We start from the raw sequence: 22135 nt of genomic DNA, 5'->3' as shown, positions 1-22135 counted from the left end.
AGGTGAGGGCTGTGAGCGGCGGTGCTGGAACAGTGACGCGGTTACCATTGCCGATCAATAGATCAAGTTGAAGTAGTCGCCGTCCATCAACCTGCACATTCGGGTATCCGGGCTTTCGCAGCGATTGCTCATCCACTTTGAAAAAGCCGGTTCCAGGATTTGTTGATCGTCCAACTTCAGATTGATCGCCCCGTATCTGCACGTGATGGTCGCACGGGGGGCTGTCTGTTCGTCCCCATCGTCCTCATGAATAACGTATTCGGCACCTTCGAACTGCAACGAGGTCGGCTCGACCACCTCCACCAGGCTTTCGCTTTTCCAGTCACGCTCTTCCCGCTCCCCGACGGTGTAAACGTCTTCCAGCGATTCAATATTCCTGTGAATGTCAGTGACGGCGGGGCATGTTATTTCACCGGCATGGACGTGGCCGATGATCAGCAAAAGCAAGACCGCGCCTTCAGCCAGTATTTTTTTCATGTGCCAGGCTCCAGGGCTCAGTTCAACGATTCACGGCTTCGGTCGGGCGGGCTACTGTCAATGTTGGCTGTCATTTATGTCAATTTAGAACTGTGTATGGATATTTGGTAACTTTTAGCTATATAAAAAGACGCAGTTTTCGGTAAATCAGACGTTTCTGACGACCCCTGAGGATTTTTCTGTAATGGCTATCGGCCATTCATGTAATACGTTTAGGAACAATCGCCGTCCGCGCAAGTCCAACGCACGCTTCACGCCGCTCTTTAAGAGCGGCTTTTTCATGCTCAAGAGGATGTCCCGGATGAAGGTTTCACGCGGTTTTGCACTGTCTTGCCTGTTGACACTGGCCGCCAGCCCGGCTTTCGCGCAGTTCAGCCTCAGCGATGCGGCTAATGTGATGTCGGCGATGCAGGGCAACTCAGGTGAGAAGGACGGCGCCGTGGCCGCTGCACCGAAAGCCGCCGGGTTGCTCAATACCCTGGGCTCGGACCTCAAGATCACCCCGGAACAGGCCATCGGCGGTGCCGGTGCGATGCTGGGGCTGGCGAAGAACCGGCTAAGCGAACCGCAGTTCTCGGAATTGAGCAAAAGCGTGCCAGGTCTCGATCAGATCGCCGGCAACAGCGCCATCGGCGGGCTCAACGGCCTGGGCGGCTTGCTCGGTGGCGGATCGGACAAAAACGCCTTGCTCGACGGGCTGCTGGGTAACGTCAAGGACACCAATGACTTGAATAACGCCTTCAGCGCGCTGGGCATGGACAGCGGCATGATCGGGCAGTTTGCCCCGGTCATCCTGCAGTACCTTGGCCAGCAGGGGGTGGGTAGTTCGTTGTTGCAGAATCTGGGAGGTATTTGGGGGGCTGGCAGTGGCGTCTGATCAGGCGCGTTCGTTGCGCAAGGCAGCAATACGCCGATCCTTCTCCATCCAGAGCTGATTAACCCAATCCTGAACAAACTGGCGAAACACCGGATCATTTTCGTAATCGCCCTGCCACAGCGCCGGGTCCAGTTCACGGGTCTGGATATCGACGATGACCCTGGGCACGGCGCCGCTGATCAAATCCCAGAACCCGGGGATCCGTTCCTGCGGGTACACCACGGTCACGTCCAATACCGCGTCCAGTTGTTCACCCATGGCCGCCAGCACGAACGCCACGCCACCGGCCTTGGGCTTGAGCAGGTGGGTGAAGGGTGACTGTTGCTGTTGGCTTTTGGCGGCGGTGAAGCGCGTGCCTTCGAGGTAATTGACCACGGTGACCGGTTGGCGCTTGAACAGCTCGCAGGCGGCCTTGGTGATTTCCAGGTCCTTGCCGGTCAGTTCCGGGTTTTTCGCCAGGAAGGCTTTGGTGTAGCGCTTCATGAATGGGTAGTCCAGTGCCCACCAGGCCAGCCCCAGAAACGGCACCCAGATCAGCTCTTTCTTGAGGAAGAACTTGAAGAATGGCGTGCGTCGGTTGAGGGTCTGGACGAGGGCGGGGATGTCGACCCAGGATTGGTGGTTGCTGATCACCAGGTAGGATGTATCGCCGCGCAGGTCCGCGCCGCCACGGATGTCCCAGCGGGTGGGGATGCACAGGGCGAAGATCAGCTTGTCGATCTCGGCCCAGGTTTCGGCGATCCACATCACCGCCCACGAGGCGTAGTCGCGAAAACGCCCGGACAGGACCAGTTTTAGCAGTGCGAACACCATCAACGGGCCGAACAGCACCAGGGTGTTGAGCAACAGCAGCAGGGTGACGAAACAGCCGGTGAGCAGGCGGCGCATAGATGACTCTTGCAAACGGGTGGGCGGGCCATGATAAGCAAGCTTCGGGCGGTAGGCCAAATCGGTGTGGACGAAAGTTTCACTTGGGCTTGGCTAAACTGGGCTGGCTTTTTGTGGCGAGGGGATTCATCCCCGTTGGGTTGCGAAGCAACCCCAAAACAGTCAACTCGAATAGCCAGGTGTACCGAGATGTCAGGCTCTCAGGGGGCGCTTCGCACCCCAGCGGGGATGAATCCCCTCGCCACAGAGGTCGCGCTTGGCTGGCGTTTCTCTTAGCCATTGCTATCGAAATCAACCGAACGAATTCAGCAGCCACGGTCTAAAACCCCACTCCCACAATGGAAGCCCTAACTCCATGAAGTCAGTCCTCGCCCTGTTTTCCCTGATAGCCCTTCCAGTGCTGGCCGCCGAGCCGACCCTGTACGGGCGCTATGAATACATCGCGTTGCCGGAAATCGGCGGCGAAGTGCTCAAGGCCAAGATGGACACCGGTGCGCTGACTGCCTCGCTGTCGGCCAAGGACATCGAGACCTTTACCCGCGACGGTGATGATTGGGTGCGATTCCGCCTGGCGACCAAGGATGCGAGCAACAAGGTCTACGAACACAAGATCGCCCGCATCAGCAAGATCAAGACCCGTTCCGAAGAAGATGAAGACGACGACGAAAAAATCGCGCCAACCAAGCGCCCCGTGGTCGACCTGGAACTGTGCCTGGGCAACGTCAAGCGCACGGTGGAGGTCAACCTGACCGACCGCAGCAGCTTCAACTACCCATTGCTGATCGGCGCCAAGGCCCTGCGCGAGTTCGGCGCAGCGGTGAACCCGGCCCGCCGCTTCACCGCAGACAAGCCCGACTGCTGATTTCCCCGATTGACGTGCCCCGAGGCTTGGGGCACCGTTCCGGCAACTTTATTGCCGGGCTCGCAAGCCATGCCTCATATCCTGATTGTCGAAGACGAAGCCGCCATTGCCGATACGCTGGTGTTTGCCCTGCAAGGGGAGGGGTTCGACACCACTTGGCTGAGCCTCGGCGCTGCCGCCCTCGAGCATCAGAAAAGCACGCCGGCGGACCTGATCATCCTCGATGTGGGCCTGCCGGATATCAGCGGATTCGAGACTTGTAAAAATCTCAGACGTTTCAGCGACGTTCCAGTCATCTTTCTGACAGCCCGGGATGCTGAGATCGACCGGGTGGTGGGACTGGAAATCGGTGCCGACGATTATGTGGTCAAGCCTTTCAGCCCCCGCGAGGTGGCGGCCAGGGTCCGGGCGATCCTCAAGCGTGTGGCGCCGCGACCGCTGATGGAGCCGGGCATGGCGCTGTTCCAGGTCGATGCCGATCGCGTGCAAATCAGCTATCGCGGCAAACCGCTGAACCTCACCCGCCATGAATTCCGCCTGCTCAACTGTCTGTTGGAACAACCTGAACGGGTCTTCAGCCGCGAACAACTGCTCGACGCCCTGGGCGTGGCCAGCGATGCCGGCTACGAGCGTAGCATCGACAGCCACATCAAGAGCGTGCGTGCCAAGTTGCGCCTGGTCCGGGCCGAGGCCGAACCGATCCAGACCCATCGAGGCCTGGGCTACAGCTACAGCCCGGGGCACAGCTGATGTCTCTGGGGATCCGGATTTTCCTGGTGTATGTGCTGTTTATCGCCCTGACCGGCTATTTCGTGCTCAACACGGTGATGGAGGAAATCCGCCCTGGCGTGCGCCAGTCCACTGAAGAAACCCTGGTGGACACGGCCAACCTGATGGCCGAGATCCTGCGGGACGATTTCAAGGCCGGCACCCTCAACCAGAATCGTTGGCCGCAATTGCTCAAGGCCTACGGCGAGCGCCAGCCGGCGGCGACGATCTGGGGCTTGCCGAAGAACCAGGTCAGCCACCGCATCTATGTCACCGATGCCAAGGGCATCGTGGTGCTCGACTCCAGTGGTGTGGCGGTGGGCCAGGATTATTCGCGCTGGAACGACGTCTACCTGACTCTGCGCGGCCACTACGGCGCCCGTTCGAGCCGCAGCGATCCGGATGACCCCACGTCTTCGGTGATGCATGTCGGTGCGCCGATCCGCGACAACGGCCGGATCATCGGTGTCGTCACGGTCGCCAAGCCCAACAGTTCATTGCAGCCTTATGTCGATCGCACCGAGCGGCGACTGTTGGCGTATGGCGCCGGGTTGGTGGCCCTGGGTCTGTTGCTGGGCGGCTTGCTGTCCTGGTGGCTCAGCGCGGCGCTGCGACGGTTGACGGCCTATGCCCAGGCGGTCAGCCAGGGGCGTCGGGTGGAAGTGCCGCATTATCGCGGCGGCGAGTTCGAGCAACTGGCGGGCGCCGTGGAACACATGCGTACCCAGCTCGAAGGCAAGGCTTACGTCGAGCGTTACGTGCATACCCTGACCCACGAGCTCAAGAGTCCGCTGGCGGCGATTCGCGGTGCCGCCGAGCTGCTGCAAAGCGATATGCCTGCCGCCCAGCACCAACGCTTTGTCAGTAACATCGGCACCGAAAGCGTGCGCATGCAGCAGTTGATCGAACGGCTGCTGAACCTGGCCCAGATCGAGCAGCGCCAAGGGCTGGAAGAAGAAGTCGCGGTGCCGCTGGCGGCGTTGATGGATGAGTTGCTGGAAGCGCGCGGCGGTTGGATCGAAAGTCGCCAGTTGAGCGTTGAACAGCGCATTGCTGCCGATCTGGCGTTGACCGGCGAGCCGTTCCTGTTGCGCCAGGCCTTGGGCAATTTGCTGGAAAACGCCTTGGACTTCACCCCCGTCAACGGTCTGCTACGCATCAGCGCCGAGCGCAGCGGCAATCGTGTCGAGATTCGCCTGTTCAATCAGGCCGCACCGATTCCCGACTATGCGCTGCCACGCTTGAGCGAGCGCTTTTACTCCCTGCCGCGGCCGGACAGCGGTCGCAAGAGCACCGGCCTGGGGCTCAACTTTGTGGAGGAGGTGGTGCAGTTGCATGGAGGGGAGTTCGGGATTGGCAATGTCGAGGGTGGGGTCGAGGTGGTGTTGCGGTTGCCCTGAAACCGAGGCGTGGCCTTCGCGAGCAAGCCCGCTCCCACAGGTTCAGTGCAGTCCTTGTGGGAGCGGGCTTGCTCGCGAAGGGGGCCGTCCAGTCTCCACACAATCTCCATAATCTCTCCATAAGCCCAGCACACAACCACCCCAGACTCTCCCTCATTCGAACAGGGAGAGCCCCACATGAACCGCAGCCTCGCCATAAAACTGGGCATGATTGCCCTACTGATTCTTTTGCTGATGATCCCGCTGTTGATGATCAACGGCCTCATCGACGAGCGCCAGGAGCTGCGCGACGGTGTGTTGCAGGATATCGCCCGCAGTTCCAGCTACAGCCAGCAACTGATCGGGCCGATGATCGTGGTGCCGTTTCGCAAGAGCGTGAAAGTCTGGAACACCAACGAGAAAACCGGCGTGCGTTTTCTGGAAACCGTCGAGCGGGCGGGCGAGTTGTATTTTTTGCCGGAAGAGTTCGAGCTCGACGGCCAGGTCCGCACTGAAACCCGTGCCCGGGGGATCTACGAAGCGCGGTTGTTCCACGCCGATAACCGGATAGATGGCCGCTTCAAGGTGCCGGAGCGCTACGGTATCGCCGCCAAGGACTTTGCCGATTACCGTTTCGATGAACCGTACCTGAGCGTGGGGATCAGCGATATTCGTGGCATCGAGAACGCGCTGACCCTGACGCTGAACCAGCAGACCGTCGACTTCCTGCCCGGTTCTCGGCTCGGCTGGCTGGGGCAGGGGGTGCATGTGCCGCTGCCGATGATCACCGCCCAGGGTGGCCCCGAGCTGACCTTCGGTTTTGACCTGCGCCTTCAAGGCACTGGCGAGTTCCAGGTCCTGCCAGTGGGCAAGTCCACCAAGGTGCACCTGTCGGCCGACTGGCCCCATCCAAGCTTTATCGGCAACTACCTGCCGGTCAATCGTGAGATCAATGAGCAGGGCTTCAGCGCTGACTGGCAGACGTCGTTTTTCTCCACCAACCTCCTGGAAACATTGCAAGCCTGCGAACCCAGCGATAGTTGCGAAGCGTTCCGCAGTCGCGCCTTCGGCGTGAGCTTCATCGACCCAGTGGACCAGTACCTCAAGAGCGACCGGGCAATCAAATATGCGCTGCTGTTCATCGCCCTGACATTCGCCGGCTTCTTCCTTTTCGAAGTGCTCAAGAGCCTGGCGGTGCACCCGGTCCAGTACGCCTTGGTGGGTGTGGCGCTGGCGTTCTTTTACCTGTTGCTGTTGTCGCTGTCGGAGCACATCGGCTTCACCCTGGCGTACCTGGTGTCGGCCAGTGCCTGTGTGGTGCTGATCGGGTTTTATGTCTGCCATGTGCTGCGTAGCGTGAGCCACGGCCTGGGGTTTTCGGTGGGGCTGGCAGGGTTGTACGGCTTGCTCTATGGCTTGTTGAGCGCCGAGGACTATGCGCTGTTGATGGGGTCGCTGTTGCTGTTCGGCCTGTTGGGCGTATTCATGGTGTTGACCCGTAAGCTGGATTGGTACGGGGTTGGGTCGAAGTCGGCCGCTGCCATGAGCTTTGACTTGGGAGAGGTGAAATGAGCCGGTCGTTGGGGTTGCGTGAGGACCGGCAATTACGAGAGGTGTTGGTGATGCGGATTGCCGGGTTGTTTCCTGTGGATCCGGTGCGCTGCCATCGCGAGCAGGCTCGCTCCCACAAAGGGCGACACGATCAAGTGTGGGAGCGAGCCTGCTCGCGATGAGGGCGGAACGGTCAATGCAAATCTAAACCCTGGGCACCGTCTCGAGCATCGAAGGCCGCAAGCTCACTTCGGCGAACCATGCCGCCAGCTGCGGATTGGCCTTGCGCCATTCCAGGTCCGGATGGCGCAGGTCCAGGTAGCCCAGGGCGCAGGCCACGCTGATGGAGGCCACGTCGAAATGGCAGGCCAGTTCGGCAATCGCCTCGGCTTCGAGCAGGCCCAGGGCCCGGCGAATCTTGTCCCGCTGCGCATCGAGCCATTCGTCCCAGTGTTTTTCCGCAGGACGCAGGGCGGTTTCGTAGCGGATCATCACCGCTGCATCCATGACTCCATCGGCCAGGGAGGCCAGGGTCAGGCGCCGCCAGCGGGCGGCTCCGTCCCGGGGAATCAACGGGTTGCCGACGTGCTGATGGTCGAGGTAGTCGAGGATGACGCGGCTGTCATGGATCACGCTGCCGTTGGCCAGGCGCAAGGCCGGGATCTTGCTCAATGGGTTGTCATCGATCAGGGCCCGGTCCGGCTTGACCGGCGTGAGCTGGCTGAGTTGCAACGCCACGCGGTCTTGCTGGCCGGTTTCGTGCAGTAGCACCAGGACCTTGCGAACGAAGGGTGAAGCGGGGTTGTGGAACAACGTCATGCTGGGGGTGGACATGGCAGTGTCTCGATCAGTGGGACTTGTTGCGCAGCATAGCGCGTCCAGCCGCGCACAAGGCAGGCGCGACCCGGGCGAAGAGGCTCAGTCGCGCCATGCATCAGGCGGTTGGTTGCAGGGCCTGCGGCGCCGGTGCCGATGTCGCCGGTTGTTGCTTGAGTTCCCGGGCGACGGTCCAGACGATAAACGCGGCGACCACGTCGAAGATCGCCAGCAGCACGAACAACGGGCTGTAGCCGATCTTTGTCACCATCACACCAAACAGCAGGGTGAAGGCCGCTGCACCGAGGTAACCGAACATCCCACCCATGCCGGTGGCGGTGGCGACTTCATTCTTGCCGAAGGAATCGGACGTGATGGCGTATAGCGCTCCGGATAGAGTCTGGTGAGCAAAGCCGCCAATGCACAGCAGGGCGATGGCGGTGTAGGGGCTGGCGACCAGGCCGATGCACGCCGGGCCGACCATGCAGGAGGCACCGAACAGCAGGACCATTTTGCGCGAGGTGAACAGCGACACCTTGCAGTATTTATGGAAGAACGGGCTCAGGTAACCACCCAGCACGCAACCCAGGTCGGCCGCCAGGAACGGCAGCCAGGCGAACATTGCGATCTCCTTGATGTTCATGTGCCGCTCGGTCATCAGGTACAGCGGGATCCAGGCGTTGAACGTTTGCCAAGCCGGCTCGGAGAGGATCCGGGCGCTGGCGATGGCGTAGAAGTTGCGGCTGGCGATGATGCGTTTCCAGCTGCCTTTCTTCGGTGTCGGATCCTGGAAGTGGGCTTCCTGGCCGCTGAGAATGTAATCACGCTCAGTGTCGCCCAAGAGCCTCTGGTCGCGCGGATGCTTGTAAAAGATCAGCCAGAGGAACGTCCAGGCCACGCCCAGGCCGCCAACGATCAGAAACGCCAGCTCCCAACCACTGTTCAGAATCGCCCAGACCACGAGTGGCGGAGCCAGCACGGCGCCGATTGAGGAGCCGATATTGAACCAGCCGATGGCCACCGAGCGTTCCTTGGCCGGGAACCATTCAGTAGAGGTTTTTACCGCGGCCGGCAGCCCGGCGGCTTCGGTCAGGCCCAGCAAACCACGAAAAAACGCCAGGCCTTGCCAGCCCGAGGCCATGGCCGCCGCGGCACAGGCGATGGACCAGGCGAAGGCGAAAATGGCGAAACCCATCTTGGTACCGATGGCATCAATGATGTAGCCGGCCACCGGTTGCATCAGCGCGTAGCAGATCTGCCAGGCCACGACGATGTGGGAATACTGCTCGGTGGAGATGTTCATTTCGCTCATCAGGGTCGGAGCGGCCACCGAGAGGGTATTGCGAGCCAGGTAGTTGACCATCAGGCCGGCCGTGACCAGGCCAACCATCCACCAGCGGATGCCTTTGATTTTCATCACTTCACCATCGATTATTTTTGGATTTGGTGTCGCATGTCATGTTGTAAGTTGTCGTACAACGTGCGCCTTTATAGGAGTGCAAGGATTAATTTGTCAATAAATATGTCAGAGTCTGGGCGGCTGGAATTAACCCGCGTGTCCGCAGTTGTCGTATGACGAAGAGAGGAGGGCGTGCATCTGGTCAATGCACGCCCGGATGACTCAGCGGCGCGGGACCAAGCCCCACACCGCCAACACAGAAGGGATACCCAACCCTAGCCAACTGACGGCGTCCCACAAACCGTCACCCAGCAAGGCACTGAACAACCCTGCCGCGCAAAGAACGCCGATCACCATGGGCACGCCAAACACTTTCCAGAAACTCGACTGTCGAGGCCTCACGAAGCGACCTCCGCGACAACGCTTGCTCGCTTGGTCGCCTTGCGCCGCACCAGCCACAGGTAAACGCCGCTGCCGAGGACGATGATGGTCAGCACATCGAGGGTGGCCCAGAAAATCTGCATCGGCCGGCCACCGTAGTCACCAAAATGCAGCGGCAACGACAGGCTCATGACGTCCATGTACCACGGCCGTTCGGCCACGGCGGTGACCTCCAGGGTGCTGGCGTCGACCAGTACCGGCGTCAGCAAATGCGAGGTCAGGTGGGTGCTGCCTTTCATGAACACGCTGTAGTGGTGTTCGCTGGAAAACAGCGTGCCGGGGAAGGCGATGAAGCTGGGCGCCATGCCCGGCGCGACGTCCTTGGCGATGTCCAGCAAACGGGTGGCCGGTGCCAGTTGGGTCAGCGGCGGGGCGTTGCGGTAGGGTTCGATCATGGCGCTGAGGCTGTCGTTGCGCCAGGCGGCGATGATCAGGTCGGCGCACGCGGCGATGACGCCGGTAACGCCGACGGTCAGCGCCCACACCAGTGTGACCACGCCGATCAGGTTGTGCAGGTCGAGCCAGCGCAGGCGCGTGGATTTGTCCTGGCGCACCGTGGCGAACTTCAAGCGGCGCATGAACGGCAGGTACAGGATCACCCCGGAGACGATGGCAATCACGAACAACAACCCCATGAATGCCAGCAACAATTTGCCCGGCAATCCGGCGAACATGTCCACGTGCAGGCGCAGCATGACCATCATGAAGCCGCCATTGGCCGAGGGCATTTCCAGGGCCTCGCCGGTGCGCCCATCGAGCATGAAAGTGTGGGAGGAATTGGGTTCGGTGCCCGGTGTCGGCGCCATGATGGTGATGACGCCGTTGGGCTCGTCCTCGTCCCAGCCAAAATACTGGACCACTTCGCCTGGGCGATGGGCCTTGGCTTTTTCCACCAGTTGTTGCAGGTCCAGCGGCGGCGTGTCAGCCGGCATCTCCCTGAGCTGGGGGGCGTCGCCCAGCAGGTGTTCGATTTCATGATGGAAGATCAACGGCAGCCCGGTGATCGCCAGCATCAGCAGGAACACCGTGCAGATCAGGCTGGTCCAGGTGTGGACGAAGGACCAGCGGCGAATGGTTTTGCTTTTCATGAGCTATCCGAATGCAAAAGGACACCTTGTGGCGATGGGTATCTGTGGGAGCAAGGCTTGCCCGCGAAACAGGCGATGCGGTCCTTCAGAAACCGAGTCGTCTCCATCGCGGGCAAGCCTTGCTCCCACAGAGTGCCCGCTGAAGCGGGTATGCAAATGCTAACCGTTTACCATTTGTAATTCACGCTGGCGACGACGTTGCGTTGGTCGCCGTAGTAGCAGTAGAAGCCGTCGCACGTGGACAGGTAGTCCTTGTTGAAGATGTTTTTCGCGTCCACCGCTACCGTGACCCCCTTGAGGGTCTTGTTCAAACGGCCCAGGTCGTAATGGGCCGAGGCGTCATACACGGTGTAGGAGCCGACATGGCCCCAGTCGGTGTTGGTGGTGTTGCCGTAGGTGTCGCCGACATAACGCACGCCAGCGCCGACGCCGAAACCGTCGAGCGGGCCGTTATGCCAGGTGTAGTCCGCCCAGGCGGTGGCCTGGTGACGCGGCACCTGGGCCATGCGCTTGCCTTTTTCAGCTGTCGTGCCCTTGGTGATTTCGCTGTCGTTGTAGGTGTAGGAACCGATCAGCTTGAGGTTGTCGGTCACGTCGCCTGAGGCTTCCAACTCCAGGCCGCGCACCTGTACTTCACCCACTTGGCGGGTGACGTTGTTTTCGGTGACAGAGTTGTTTTTCTGAGTCAGGTCGAACACCGCAGCGGTCAGCAGAGTCTTGGTGCCGGGTGGCTGGTACTTGATCCCCGCTTCGTATTGTTCGCCTTCGGTGGGTTTGAACGCTTCGGTGCTGTTGACGGTCGAGCCCGCCGCCGCCTGGAACGACTGGGCGAAGGAGATGTAGGGCGTCACACCGTTATCGAAGACGTAGCTCAACGCCGCGTTGCCGCTGAATTTCTTGTCGCGCTGGGTGTTGGTTACGTTGTTCTGGTTGTGGAATTCGGTGCCGGTGTGAATCCAGTCTTCACGACCGCCGAGGGTCAGGCGCCAGTTGTCCAGGGCGATCTGATCCTGGACGTACAGGCCGGTCTGGTTGGTCTTCTGGTTGTAGTCGTACATGGTGAAGTACTGGACGTTGGAGAAATCCTGTCCATAGATCGGGTTGTGGATGTTGCTGGTCGGCACGCCGGTCGAACCCCACAACCAGCGCGAATTGCTGTTGGAGCGCTGGTGGTCCAGGCCCAGCAGCAAAGTGTGGCTGAGGGCGCCGGTCTGGAAATCGGCCTGGAAGTTGTTGTCCACGGCGAACTGGCTGATGTCTTCGTCGACGACACTGGCGCTGCGCTTGACCGTGCCATCGGCGCTCACCGCTTCATCAGGACCCGCCGGCCAGAATTGCCCGCCGGCGGAGATGCCCTGGGTTTCCAGGTCGCTCTTGGTGTAGCGCAGGTTCTGGCGGAACTGCCAGGTGTCGTTCAGGCGATGTTCGAACGCATAGCCGAGGGCGTAGTAGGTACGGTCGTAGAATTCCCAGTCCGGGTCGCCGAGGTTCTTGTGGTGGGAAATCTTGCCCGCCGGCGAGGACAGCTTGGTACCTTGCAGCGGCAGGAATTGCCCGGTGATTCCAGTGTCGTCGCGGGTGTATTGGGACAGGAAGGTCAGGCGCGTGTCGTCGTTGATGTTCCAGGTCAGGCTCGGTGCGAGGTTGTAGCGCTTGTCCGGGATGTGATCGACCTGGGAATTGCTGTCGCGCACGGTGCCGCTGAGCCGATAGAGGAACTGGCCTTCGTCATCGACTTTGCCGGTGCTGTCGAAGTTGATCTGCTTGTGTTCGTAGCTGCCGGCCTGCAACTCGACCTCGTTGCTGCTTTCGGCCTGTGGGCGACGGCTGACCATGTCCAACATGCCGCCAGGTGGCGTCTGGCCGTAGACCGAAGAGGCCGGGCCACGCAGTACGGCGATGCGTTCAAGGTTCCAGGGCTCGATTTTCGGCGTGATGTAGTTGCCCCTGGGTAGCGGCAGGCCATCGAGGAACTGAGTCGGCACGAAGCCGCGAACCAGCAGCCAGTCATTGCGCGAATCCGAGCCGTAGCCGCTGCTCTGCACGCCAGCGGTGTAGCGCAGGGCGTCATTGAGGTTGAGGACAGAACGGTCCTCCATTTGTTGGCGCGTGACCACCGAGACTGAGCGCGGCAGTTCGACGATCGGCGTATCGGTCTTGGTACCGGCGGCGGTGCGGGTGGCGACGTAACCTTCGGTCGGGCCCCACGCGGTTTCGCTGACACCGGCACCGATCACGCTGGTTTCCGGCAAGGCCATCACGCCTTCAGGCACGGCCACCAGGCTGTAGGTGCCGGCGCTGCTTTGCTCCAATTGCAGGCCGGTACCGCGCAAGGCCTCGCGCAATGCGCCGGTGGCGTCGAACTGGCCCTGGACCGGAGCCGAGGTCTTGCCCGAAGCCAGGGACGGATTCAGGCTCAGCGCGAGGCCGGCCTGGCTGGCGATCTGGTTCAGGGTGCTGGCCAGTGGCGCGGCGGGCAGGTTGTAGGTGCGCACGCTCGTGGCCTGTTCGGCGGCCAGCAGCGGGCCGCTGGCGAGAGGAACGGCAAAGGCAATGGCAACGGCCAGCAGGCTGGGGCGCAACAGGGTGTCTAGCGGGCGGGACATACGGCGGCTCCTGAATGGAAATATTTCTCAATTGCCTGGGTGCCGGATGAAAATTGAAAAGTGATAGGGTTGGATGAAAATAATTTAGATTCAGCTTGGGGCCCGGTGCCCTGCCTGGCTTTGTGTTGAGGCTACTAGCCTCATCGCGAGCACGCTCGCTCCCACCGTTGATCTTCAGTGAGCCGCTGCTTTGTGTACAACACCGCTCCACTGTGGGAGCGAGCCTGCTCGCAATTAGGTCACCACTGACGCAAGATTCCTCAAGGCTTGGCCTCGGCCCTCGGTCCAACCACCACCCACCATCGCGTGTGATGCTCGATCTGCACCGGCAAGCTCGGCAGCAGGGCAGTCAGGGCCAGGTCGGTGTCATGCAATGGAAAGCTGCCGGTGATGCGCAGGTCTGCCACTTGAGGGGCGACACCCAAGTAGCCGCGTCGGTAGCGCCCCAGTTCATGGACCAGATCTTCGAGGCGCGCGTTGTCCACCACCAACATGCCGCGGGTCCAGGCATCGGCGCCGGGGGGCAAGGCAATGGTCGGTCCGAGGCCGTCGCGGCGCATCAGTACTTGTTGGCCTTCACGCAGGATCTGTTCCGTGTCCGCGGCCTGCGGGTGTGCCGCCACGGCGGACTTCAACACGCTCAGGCGCGTGCCTTCGTCTTCACGCCTGACCAGGAACCGTGTGCCCAAGGCGCGCAGGTTGCCTTCGCGGGTCTCGACGATGAACGGGCGCGGGTCGCCGTGGCCGGTTTCTACCAGGATCTCGCCTTCCTGCAGGACGATGCGGCGCTGCTTGTCATCGAACCGCACATCCAGCGCACTGTGGGTGTTGAGGTTGATCAGCGTGCCATCGACCAGGCGCAGGGTGCGTTGTTCGCCAGTGGCGGTGCGCTGGTCGGCCAGCCAGTAATCCAGCGGCAGGTAACGATCTCCGGCAAACAACGCCAGGCCGATGACCGCGATAACACTGGCCAGGCCGCTGCCCACCTTGCGGATCCGCCGGCGAATGCTGACCCGCGATTGCAGCAGTGCGGCCCGCGCCGGTCCACTTGCGACGCTGAAACGCTGGTCGAGCATGCCCAGCTGCTGCCAGGCCCGGGCGTGTTCTTCGTCGGCGGCATGCCAGCGGGCGAAGGCTTCGCGCTCCTGAGGGCTGCTCGAGTCCAGCGACAATTGCCAGGCAATGGCGGCGTCCAGCACGCTGGCCGAGACCGGTTTGGCATGGGCCTGGCTCATGTCGGCTCACCATACAGGGCGATGTAGCACTGGCGAATGCCTTGGGCCAGGTATTGCCGTACCCGCGGCACCGAAACCCCCAGGCGTTCGGCGATTTCGGCGTGGCCGAGACCGTCGAGGCGGTTATAGAGGAAGGCTGCGCGAGCCTTGCTCGACAGTTTTCCCAGCAGGCGGTCGATGGCCTTGAGGTCTTCCAGGATTATTTGCTGTTCTTCCACCGAGGGCTGCTCGGCCTCGGGGATCAGCATCAATTCGGTGAGGTAAGCCTGCTCCAATGCCGCTCGACGGAAGTAATCGAACAGCAGGCCCTTGGCGATGGCTACCAGAAACGCCCGCGGTTCGCGAGGTGCCTTCAGCTCCTCGCGACCCAGCAAGCGCACAAAGGTGTCCTGGCTCAGGTCCTCGGCCCGTTGCGCACACGCCACGTTGCGGCGCAGCCATCCCAATAGCCAAGCGCGATGGTCACGGTACAACGCACCAACCAAATCACTATGAGGAGTCGTGTCCGGTCTCACAAGTACCGTTCCTTTTTGACGGCGTCGGCTGCCGTCATGCTGCGTTGCCGCTCCTCGCCATAGCAGGCTATGACTCGTCGCGGCGCCTTGCCTGACGACAGCCGCCACTCGTCAAAAAAGGGACGGTACTTGCGAGACCGGACACTAGGGACTGACGACACGAAGCATCACCGATGTTTTAAGTAACGAGAATTGTTCGCGATTGTGGCAGAGGCGGGGGCGGGAAAGCAATTGGTGCTGGTCGGGACCTGATCTGTGGGTCTAATGAGTCTGTGGGAGCAAGGCTTGCCCGCGATGGTATCGCCTGGTTTGAGAGCCAAACCGAGTCGCCTGCATCACGGGCAAGCCTTGCTCCCACAGGTAAACCACCCTCGGAGCAGAGGATTTAGAGCGAAGGCGCCTGCTGGCGCCGTTTCCACTGGCCCAGGCGCTGTTGCAGGTCCAGCGGGCTGTGGATCTGCTGCTGGCGGGCACGGCTGAACAGGATCAGCGCCAGTTCGGCGGTGGCCAGGGCGTCGGCACTGGCGTTGTGGCGGTCGAAGACTTGCAGCTTGAACCAGTCGATCCATTCATCCAGACCCGCCTTGCGCAGATTGGCCTGGGGGCAAAGCATCGGCGCCAGGTCGGCCACATCGAGAAACGGATGCTGCAGGCGATAGCCCAGGTAGTCTTTCAAGGCGCGCCCGAGCATGTGGGAGTCGAATGGCGCGTGAAAGGCCAGCAGCGGACTGTCGCCCACGAACTCCATGAACGCCAGCAGCGCCTCGGCCGGGTCGCTGCCGGCGGCAATGGCGCTGGGCGCCAGACCGTGGATCAACACACTCGGCCCGAGTTTCTGCTTGTCGCATTGCAGGGTGCGTTCGAACTGCTGGCTGAAGTCGATCGCGCCGTCTTCGATGACCACCGCACCGATGGACAGAACCTGATCCTTGTTCAGGTTCAGGCCGGTGGTTTCCAGGTCCAGCACCACCCAGCGCTGTTCCCGTAAGCTGCGTTCATCCAACGGCGAGGGGGCGGGCAGGCGCTCCAGGCGCTGCTGCAACATCTGCGGCAACAGCGGCTGAGCCGGGCGTAGCCAGGAAAAAATGCTCACAACTGATACCTCAGCGCCAGGCTGCTTTGCAGGCGTTGGGCCTGGCGCAGGGATTCGCGCAGGATGCGCCGGTCCAGGTGATTGAGGCTGTCAGGGTCGACGCGATTGGAATAGGGCAGGTTCTCGCGGGTTTGCAATTGATGTTGTTGCATGCGGGTCTGCTGGATGAAGTGATAGGCCTCTTCATAGGCCGCGCCATCGAGCGGTTCGATCACTTCCTTGACGACCAGTTGCCGCAAGCGTTCCAGGGTATTGTTGACTTCGATGCCGTTGGCCAGGGCCAGCAGACGGGCGCCGTCGACGAAGGGCGTCAGGCCTTGCACTTTCAAGTCCAGCGTGGCCTTTTCGCCATTCTTGCGGCTCAGAACGAAATCCCTGAAGCGTCCTACTGGCGGGCGATGGCGCAGCGCGTTCTCGGCCATCATGCGCTGGAACAAGCGGTTATCGGCCACTTGATCGAGGATCTGCCGGCGCAACTGCTCGCAGCCTTGCTCGTCGCCCCAGACCACCCGCAGATCGAAATAAATACTGGAGCCCAGCAAGTTCTCCGGCGTCGCTTCGCGAATGAATGCCGCAAAGCGCCGGGCCCATTCGGCGCGGGACAGGCACAGCTCGGCGTTGCCGGCCATGATGTTGCCCTTGCACAAGGTGAAGCCGCACAGGGCCAGGCTCTGGTTGATCTGCTGGGCGATGGGCAGCAGCAGGCCGCGGATCTGCGCGGCATGGGCGGCGTCCCGCGCTTCGAACAAAATGCCGTTGTCCTGGTCGGTGTGCAGGGTCTGCTCGCGCCGGCCTTCACTGCCGAAACACAGCCAACTGAACGGCACCCCCGGGTCGCCTTTGTCAGCCAGGGTCAACTCGATGACGCGGCACACGGTGTGATCGTTGAGCAAGGTGATGATGTGGGTGATCTGGGTCGACGAGGCGCCGTGGGCCAGCATGCGCTCCACCAACTGGCCGATTTCGCCGCGCAGGGCCACGAGGTTCTCTACCCTGGGAGCGCTGCGAATGGTTCGGGCCAGGTGCACCAGGTCGACGCGCTGCAAGGAAAACAGATCGCGCTCCGATACCACGCCACACAGGCGATGGTCCTTGACCAGACAGACGTGGGCGATGTGGCGCTCGGTCATGGCGATGGCCGCGTCGAACGCGCTGTGGTCCGGCGAGAGAAAAAACGGTGCCTGGGTCATGTGTCCGACGATGGCCTGGGAAAAATCCCCGGAGCCATCGGCCACCACCTGTCGCAGGTCGCGCAAGGTGAAAATTCCCACCGGGGTTTTCTGCTCATTCACCACCACGATGCTGCCGACTTGTTGCTCGTGCATCAGCTTCACGGCTTCGCGCAGCGGGGTGTCCGGGCTGCAACTCACCGGATGACGCATCGCCAGTTCACCCAACCGCGTATTGAGGGAATATTGCGTGCCCAGGGTTTGTGCGGACTTTTGCTGGACTTGTTGGTTGACCTGATCGAGCAGGCTGCTGACCCCGCGCAGGGCGAAGTCGCGAAACGGGCCAGACAGGGCGAACAGCTTGATGAAGGCTTGTTTGTTCAGTTGCAGGCAGAACGTGTCTTCGCCGGCCCGATGCTCGGTGCGCGTGGCCCGTTCGCCCAGCAGCGCGGCGAGGGGGAAACATTCGCCGGTGGTGATTTCGAAGGTGGTTTCGGTGCCACCTTTGGCCGTGTGCGGACGTTCGCCTACCACCCGGCCTTGCTTGACGATGTAGAAATGCTCCACCGGGCCGTCGGCGGGTTTGATGATGGTTTCGCCCGGCGCGTAGAAGCGCAGCAGGCATTGCTCCACCAGATAGGCCAGGTGGGCGTTTTCCATCTGGTTGAACGGGGGAAAGCGTTGGAGAAATTGCAGCGTCCCCTGGATGTTTTGCAACACCGCGGTTTTCCCTGCCTGGATGAAGGCGTCCGCTTTTTTCATAACCATTACGCAGTCTTTTTCGAATTGTTGTGGTCGGATCTGTTCTGCCATGGTCGGCCCCTCAGCGCGGGGTGCCCATTGGACGTAAGTCTAGGTCGCTGCATACGGGGCAGGCTTACGGAAAAGTCCTACGCCAGGCGTCGGAAAAATCTTCATTAAATGTTCTTGGAAAAAAATCCGACGAAGTGCACATTGAAGCGCCGCAGAACGATGTCTGACCACTGTGCCAGGGGATCGATTTAAAGAACGTAGAGAGCACCATGTCCGACCACGATATTTTGAGTGACGCCGAGCGCGAGGCGCTGAGTGCCGTCATGCTGGAACCTGACCTGCCGCCGCAGCGCGTCTTGATCGTCGATGACGACAAGGACGCTCGTGAGCTGCTGTCGGAGATCCTGGCGTTGGACGGGATTCACTGCATGACCGCCGCCAGTGGCGAAACGGCGCTCAAGATGCTGGAAACCAAGCCATCGATAGGCCTGCTGATCACCGATCTGCGCATGGGCAATGTCGATGGCCTGGAGTTGGTCCGCCTGGTGCGCGAGTCGGAGCGGGCGGCGCTGCCGATTATCATTGTGTCAGGCGATGCCGATGTGAAGGACGCCATTGAAGCCATGCACTTGAGCGTGGTGGACTTTCTGCTCAAGCCGATCGATACCGACAAGCTGTTGGGGTTGGTCAAGCATGAGTTGGGGATGGATCTTTAAGATTTCCCTGCCATGCATGAAACCTGTGGCGAGGGGATTTATCCCCGTTCGAGTGCGAAGCGCTCGCCATCGGATCGTATCGTTGCGCAGAATTGAGGGCCGCTTCGCAGCCCAGCGGGGATAAATCCCCTCGCCACAAAAGCAGTCAGGTCGTGCAAATGAAAAAGCCCTGATCGAGAGATCAGGGCTTTTGTGTGTCGCGTGTCTATCGCTCAATCACAACCCATTGGCTGCCTTGAACTCACGACGGCGACGGTGCAGCACCGGCTCGGTGTAGCCGTTAGGCTGCTTCGTGCCTTCGATCACCAGTTCGACCGCCGCCTGGAAGGCGATGTTGTTGTCGAAGCCTGGTGCCAACGGACGGTACAGCGGGTCGCTGGCGTTCTGACGGTCTACCACCGGCGCCATGCGCTTGAGGCTTTCCATCACCTGGTCCTGGGTGACGATGCCGTGACGCAGCCAGTTGGCGATGTGTTGGCTGGAGATACGCAGCGTCGCACGGTCTTCCATCAGGCCGATGTCGTTGATGTCCGGCACCTTGGAGCAGCCAACGCCCTGGTCGATCCAGCGCACCACGTAGCCAAGGATGCCCTGGGCATTGTTGTCCAGTTCGTTCTTGATCTGCTCCGGCGTCCAGTTCGGATTGACCGCCAACGGGATGGTCAGGATGTCGTCCACCGAAGCGCGGGCGCGCTTGGCCAGTTCGGCCTGGCGAGCGAACACGTCGACCTTGTGGTAATGCAGCGCGTGCAACGCGGCCGCGGTCGGCGACGGAACCCACGCGGTGTTGGCACCGGCCATCGGATGGGCGATTTTCTGTTCGAGCATCGCCGCCATCAGGTCCGGCATCGCCCACATACCCTTGCCGATTTGCGCGCGACCTTGCAGTCCGGTGCTCAAGCCGATATCGACGTTCCAGTTTTCATACGCGGCGATCCACTTCTCGGCTTTCATATCCGCCTTGCGCACCATCGGGCCGGCTTCCATGGAGGTGTGGATTTCGTCGCCGGTGCGGTCGAGGAAACCGGTGTTGATGAACACCACGCGCTCGCTGGCGGCCTTGATGCAGGCCTTGAGGTTGACCGTAGTACGGCGCTCCTCGTCCATGATCCCGACCTTGAGGGTGTTGCGTGGCAGGTTCAGTACGTCTTCGACGCGACCGAACAGCTCGTTGGTGAACGCGGCTTCTTCCGGGCCATGCATCTTTGGCTTGACGATGTACACCGAGCCGGTGCGGCTGTTGCGCCGCGAGGTGTTGCCGTTGAGGCTGTGAATCGCCGCCAGGCTGGTGACCAGGCCATCGAGGATGCCTTCCGGCACTTCGTTGCCATGCTTGTCCAGGATCGCATCGATGGTCATCAGGTGGCCGACGTTGCGTACGAACAACAGCGAGCGGCCGTGCAGGGTCACGCTCGAACCGTCGACGGTGGTGTAGACGCGGTCGGGGTTCATGGTCCGGGTAAACGTCTGGCCGCCCTTGGCGACTTCTTCAGCCAGGTCGCCCTTCATCAGGCCGAGCCAGTTGCGGTAGATCACCACTTTGTCATCGGCATCGACGGCGGCGACCGAGTCTTCGCAATCCATGATGGTGGTCAGGGCGGCTTCCATCAGGATGTCTTTGACGCCGGCGGCGTCGGTCTGGCCGACCGGGGTGGTGGCGTCGATCTGGATTTCGAAGTGCAGGCCGTTGTGCTTCAGCAGCACGGCGGTCGGTGCCGAGGCATCGCCCTGGAAGCCGATCAACTGGGCATCGTCACGCAGGCCGCTGTTGCTGCCACCCTTGAGGGTGACCACCAGTTTGCCGTCGACGATTTTGTACGCGGTGGAATCGACATGGGAGCCGGCCGCCAGGGGCGCCGCTTCGTCGAGGAAGGCGCGGGCGAAGGCGATGACCTTGTCGCCGCGAACCTTGTTGTAGCCTTTGCCTTTTTCCGCGCCGTCGGCTTCGCTGATGGCGTCGGTGCCGTACAGCGCGTCATACAGCGAACCCCAGCGGGCGTTCGATGCGTTGAGGGCGAAGCGGGCGTTCATCACCGGCACCACCAGTTGCGGGCCGGCCATGCGGGCGATTTCGTCATCGACGTTTTGCGTCGTGGCCTGGAAATCCGCCGCTTCTGGCAGCAGGTATCCAATGTCTTGCAGGAAGGCTTTGTAAGCCACGGCGTCGTGGGCCTGGCCGGCACGAGCCTGGTGCCAGGCGTCGATCCGCGCCTGGAAATCGTCGCGTTTGGCGAGTAGGGCTTGGTTCTTCGGCGCCAGGTCGTGGATGACCTTGTCGGCACCGGCCCAGAACGCGTCGGCGGTGAGGCCGGTTCCGGGAATGGCTTCGTTATTCACGAAGTCGAACAGGACTTTGGCGACCTTAAGGCCACCGACTTGAACGTGTTCAGTCATTGCTTGCCTCACTCTGCTCAGCTATTTCGCTTTTCAGCTCTTCGATTTTGACAATGAAGCCTCGGGACATTTAAACCACAAACCCCGGAACCAGTACATGCCATCGCTGGCGGCTGGGTGTTAAGCCTTGCTGACGGGGCTTTTCAGGGATGCGACTGGCCTTAAGCAGACATCGGTACAACATTATGTAGTGCTTGCTGCGGCATACTACATGATCAATTGCGCTTGTGAAAATTAGACTAATTGCGTCGTTCCGCGACCGACTAAAGCAGTACGGTCACGACGAGGCACAGGATGTTCTCAAAAAACAGACAGATTGTTCCAGATAAATCTGAATGTTTGTACACGATGTTTTGCTCCCACAGTGGTCAGGTATAAATCCTCAGGCTCACGGTCTGCTGCCTATACTGTTTCTTCCACAACAAGAGGGCCGCGCCATGGACCATCTGGTCATCACTGTTTTCGCCCCGGACAAGCCCGGGCAGGTCGAGCGCATTGCCGATTGCATCGCCGAGCACGGCGGTAACTGGCTGGAAAGCCGTATGTCGCGACTGGCGGGGCAATTTGCCGGGATCCTGCGGCTCAGCGCCCCGGCCGAAGTCCACGAAGAGTTGATCGAAGCCTTGCAGGGGCTGTCGGCCCATGGCATCCGCGTATTGATTGCCGAAAGCAGCCTGGAAGAAACCTGTAGCTGGAAACCCATCACCATGGAACTGGTGGGCAATGATCGTCCCGGCATCGTGCGTGATATCACCCGATTGCTGAGTGAACAGGGGGTAAACGTCGAACGCCTGGTGACGCAGGTTCGTCCGGCGCCGATGAGCAACGAGTTGCTGTTCCACGCCGAAGCGACCCTTGGGGTGCCCTTGACCCTGTCGCTGGACACCTTGCAGGAACGCCTGGAGACCCTGGCCGATGAGTTGATGGTGGAACTCAAGCTCAGCGACGAAGCGCAATAAAGGTTATCCAAGAAAAAACTGCGCCTGCCTGTGGATAACCTGTAGAGACCCGGCTCCAGCCCAGGGTCGCCGGGGTTCTGCGGAGAGTGGTCAAAAAATCATCAGTTTTCAAGGGCTTGTGCACAAACGGCGGGGATCACGCTGTGGAT

The 22135-nt window shown here is 61.0% G+C and carries 19 protein-coding genes; 7 read left to right on the top strand and 12 right to left on the bottom strand.

The window, feature by feature from the left end; all coding sequences use genetic code 11:
- Positions 1–54 precede the first annotated feature (54 nt).
- Complete coding sequence (locus PBDP_RS27405) at positions 55–477, bottom strand: DUF3757 domain-containing protein (RefSeq protein ID WP_212801553.1); 423 nt, start codon at positions 475–477, stop codon at positions 55–57.
- A gap of 301 nt (positions 478–778) precedes the next feature.
- Here PBDP_RS27405 and PBDP_RS27400 point away from each other — a divergent pair, with 301 nt between their 5' ends.
- A complete protein-coding gene (locus tag PBDP_RS27400; protein ID WP_109755026.1) occupies positions 779–1354 on the top strand; it encodes a DUF2780 domain-containing protein in 576 nt (191 codons plus the stop codon).
- Here PBDP_RS27400 and yihG read toward each other — a convergent pair whose 3' ends face one another.
- Entirely contained in the window at positions 1355–2242 is an 888-nt protein-coding gene (yihG, locus tag PBDP_RS27395; RefSeq protein ID WP_212801552.1) for a 1-acylglycerol-3-phosphate O-acyltransferase, YihG family, read from the bottom strand.
- Positions 2243–2597: 355 nt separating this feature from the next.
- Between yihG and rloA2 the strand changes: the two genes are divergently transcribed.
- The 4 genes from rloA2 to creD all read left to right on the top strand — a co-directional run bounded on the left by rloA2 (position 2598) and on the right by creD (position 6823).
- Entirely contained in the window at positions 2598–3104 is a 507-nt protein-coding gene (gene rloA2 / locus PBDP_RS27390; protein WP_109755024.1) for a retropepsin-like aspartic peptidase RloA2, read from the top strand.
- A gap of 69 nt (positions 3105–3173) precedes the next feature.
- The gene (gene creB, locus PBDP_RS27385) at positions 3174–3854 is read left to right on the top strand and encodes a two-component system response regulator CreB (RefSeq protein ID WP_109755023.1); all 681 of its coding nucleotides are present in this window, start codon (positions 3174–3176) and stop codon (positions 3852–3854) included.
- Positions 3854–5272, top strand: coding sequence for a two-component system sensor histidine kinase CreC (gene creC, locus PBDP_RS27380; protein WP_109755022.1), 1419 nt, complete (start codon positions 3854–3856; stop codon positions 5270–5272). The genes creB and creC overlap by 1 nt, the downstream gene beginning before the upstream one ends.
- A gap of 177 nt (positions 5273–5449) precedes the next feature.
- Positions 5450–6823: a cell envelope integrity protein CreD gene (gene creD / locus PBDP_RS27375; RefSeq protein ID WP_109755021.1), complete on the top strand. Its 1374-nt coding sequence runs from the start codon at positions 5450–5452 to the stop codon at positions 6821–6823.
- 183 nt (positions 6824–7006) lie between these two features.
- Here creD and PBDP_RS27370 read toward each other — a convergent pair whose 3' ends face one another.
- From PBDP_RS27370 to PBDP_RS27330, 9 genes are all read right to left on the bottom strand, one after another.
- The gene (locus PBDP_RS27370; RefSeq protein WP_109755020.1) at positions 7007–7636 is read right to left on the bottom strand and encodes a glutathione S-transferase; all 630 of its coding nucleotides are present in this window, start codon (positions 7634–7636) and stop codon (positions 7007–7009) included.
- A gap of 100 nt (positions 7637–7736) precedes the next feature.
- Positions 7737–9035 (bottom strand): MFS transporter, encoded by a 1299-nt coding sequence (locus PBDP_RS27365; RefSeq protein WP_109755019.1) that lies wholly within the window; start codon positions 9033–9035, stop codon positions 7737–7739.
- 204 nt (positions 9036–9239) lie between these two features.
- Positions 9240–9419 carry a hypothetical protein gene (locus PBDP_RS27360; protein ID WP_109755018.1) on the bottom strand — a complete coding sequence of 60 codons (180 nt, stop codon included), beginning with the start codon at positions 9417–9419 and terminating at the stop codon, positions 9240–9242.
- Complete coding sequence (locus PBDP_RS27355; RefSeq protein WP_212801551.1) at positions 9416–10546, bottom strand: PepSY-associated TM helix domain-containing protein; 1131 nt, start codon at positions 10544–10546, stop codon at positions 9416–9418. Before PBDP_RS27355 ends, PBDP_RS27360 begins: the two co-directional genes overlap by 4 nt.
- A 167-nt stretch (positions 10547–10713) precedes the next feature.
- Positions 10714–13152: a TonB-dependent siderophore receptor gene (locus PBDP_RS27350; RefSeq protein WP_116833616.1), complete on the bottom strand. Its 2439-nt coding sequence runs from the start codon at positions 13150–13152 to the stop codon at positions 10714–10716.
- A gap of 260 nt (positions 13153–13412) precedes the next feature.
- Positions 13413–14387 (bottom strand): FecR domain-containing protein, encoded by a 975-nt coding sequence (locus PBDP_RS27345; protein ID WP_109755015.1) that lies wholly within the window; start codon positions 14385–14387, stop codon positions 13413–13415.
- Positions 14384–14902: an RNA polymerase sigma factor gene (locus PBDP_RS27340; protein ID WP_109755014.1), complete on the bottom strand. Its 519-nt coding sequence runs from the start codon at positions 14900–14902 to the stop codon at positions 14384–14386. Before PBDP_RS27340 ends, PBDP_RS27345 begins: the two co-directional genes overlap by 4 nt.
- A gap of 385 nt (positions 14903–15287) precedes the next feature.
- Positions 15288–15995, bottom strand: coding sequence for a 3'-5' exonuclease (locus PBDP_RS27335; RefSeq protein ID WP_109755013.1), 708 nt, complete (start codon positions 15993–15995; stop codon positions 15288–15290).
- A complete protein-coding gene (locus PBDP_RS27330; protein WP_305490392.1) occupies positions 15992–17926 on the bottom strand; it encodes a putative nucleotidyltransferase substrate binding domain-containing protein in 1935 nt (644 codons plus the stop codon). Before PBDP_RS27330 ends, PBDP_RS27335 begins: the two co-directional genes overlap by 4 nt.
- Positions 17927–18186: 260 nt before the next feature.
- On the opposite strand from PBDP_RS27330, the gene PBDP_RS27325 reads away from it, so the two are divergent.
- Positions 18187–18633: a response regulator gene (locus PBDP_RS27325; RefSeq protein ID WP_060740319.1), complete on the top strand. Its 447-nt coding sequence runs from the start codon at positions 18187–18189 to the stop codon at positions 18631–18633.
- 216 nt (positions 18634–18849) lie between these two features.
- On the opposite strand, the gene PBDP_RS27320 is transcribed toward PBDP_RS27325, so the two are convergent.
- Positions 18850–21027, bottom strand: a complete 2178-nt coding sequence (locus PBDP_RS27320; protein WP_176689007.1) for a malate synthase G — start codon at positions 21025–21027, stop codon at positions 18850–18852.
- A gap of 437 nt (positions 21028–21464) precedes the next feature.
- On the opposite strand from PBDP_RS27320, the gene PBDP_RS27315 reads away from it, so the two are divergent.
- Entirely contained in the window at positions 21465–21986 is a 522-nt protein-coding gene (locus tag PBDP_RS27315) for a glycine cleavage system transcriptional repressor (protein WP_109755010.1), read from the top strand.
- The last annotated feature ends 149 nt before the right edge of the window (positions 21987–22135 follow it).

This window comes from Pseudomonas sp. St290, assembly GCF_018325805.1.
GTDB lineage: Bacteria > Pseudomonadota > Gammaproteobacteria > Pseudomonadales > Pseudomonadaceae > Aquipseudomonas > Aquipseudomonas bijieensis.
Note: the sequence above shows the minus strand (reverse complement) of the source record. Positions and strands in the feature narration are given on the sequence as shown.

Coding starts and splice junctions, on each gene's coding strand:
- PBDP_RS27405 (WP_212801553.1), bottom strand. CDS start 477: ATGAAAAAAATACTGGCTGAAGGCGCGGTCTTGCTTTTGCTGATCATC.
- PBDP_RS27400 (WP_109755026.1), top strand. CDS start 779: ATGAAGGTTTCACGCGGTTTTGCACTGTCTTGCCTGTTGACACTGGCC.
- yihG (WP_212801552.1), bottom strand. CDS start 2,242: ATGCGCCGCCTGCTCACCGGCTGTTTCGTCACCCTGCTGCTGTTGCTC.
- rloA2 (WP_109755024.1), top strand. CDS start 2,598: ATGAAGTCAGTCCTCGCCCTGTTTTCCCTGATAGCCCTTCCAGTGCTG.
- creB (WP_109755023.1), top strand. CDS start 3,174: ATGCCTCATATCCTGATTGTCGAAGACGAAGCCGCCATTGCCGATACG.
- creC (WP_109755022.1), top strand. CDS start 3,854: ATGTCTCTGGGGATCCGGATTTTCCTGGTGTATGTGCTGTTTATCGCC.
- creD (WP_109755021.1), top strand. CDS start 5,450: ATGAACCGCAGCCTCGCCATAAAACTGGGCATGATTGCCCTACTGATT.
- PBDP_RS27370 (WP_109755020.1), bottom strand. CDS start 7,636: ATGTCCACCCCCAGCATGACGTTGTTCCACAACCCCGCTTCACCCTTC.
- PBDP_RS27365 (WP_109755019.1), bottom strand. CDS start 9,035: ATGAAAATCAAAGGCATCCGCTGGTGGATGGTTGGCCTGGTCACGGCC.
- PBDP_RS27355 (WP_212801551.1), bottom strand. CDS start 10,546: ATGAAAAGCAAAACCATTCGCCGCTGGTCCTTCGTCCACACCTGGACC.
- PBDP_RS27350 (WP_116833616.1), bottom strand. CDS start 13,152: ATGTCCCGCCCGCTAGACACCCTGTTGCGCCCCAGCCTGCTGGCCGTT.
- PBDP_RS27345 (WP_109755015.1), bottom strand. CDS start 14,387: ATGAGCCAGGCCCATGCCAAACCGGTCTCGGCCAGCGTGCTGGACGCC.
- PBDP_RS27330 (WP_305490392.1), bottom strand. CDS start 17,926: ATGAAAAAAGCGGACGCCTTCATCCAGGCAGGGAAAACCGCGGTGTTG.
- PBDP_RS27325 (WP_060740319.1), top strand. CDS start 18,187: ATGTCCGACCACGATATTTTGAGTGACGCCGAGCGCGAGGCGCTGAGT.
- PBDP_RS27320 (WP_176689007.1), bottom strand. CDS start 21,027: ATGACTGAACACGTTCAAGTCGGTGGCCTTAAGGTCGCCAAAGTCCTG.
- PBDP_RS27315 (WP_109755010.1), top strand. CDS start 21,465: ATGGACCATCTGGTCATCACTGTTTTCGCCCCGGACAAGCCCGGGCAG.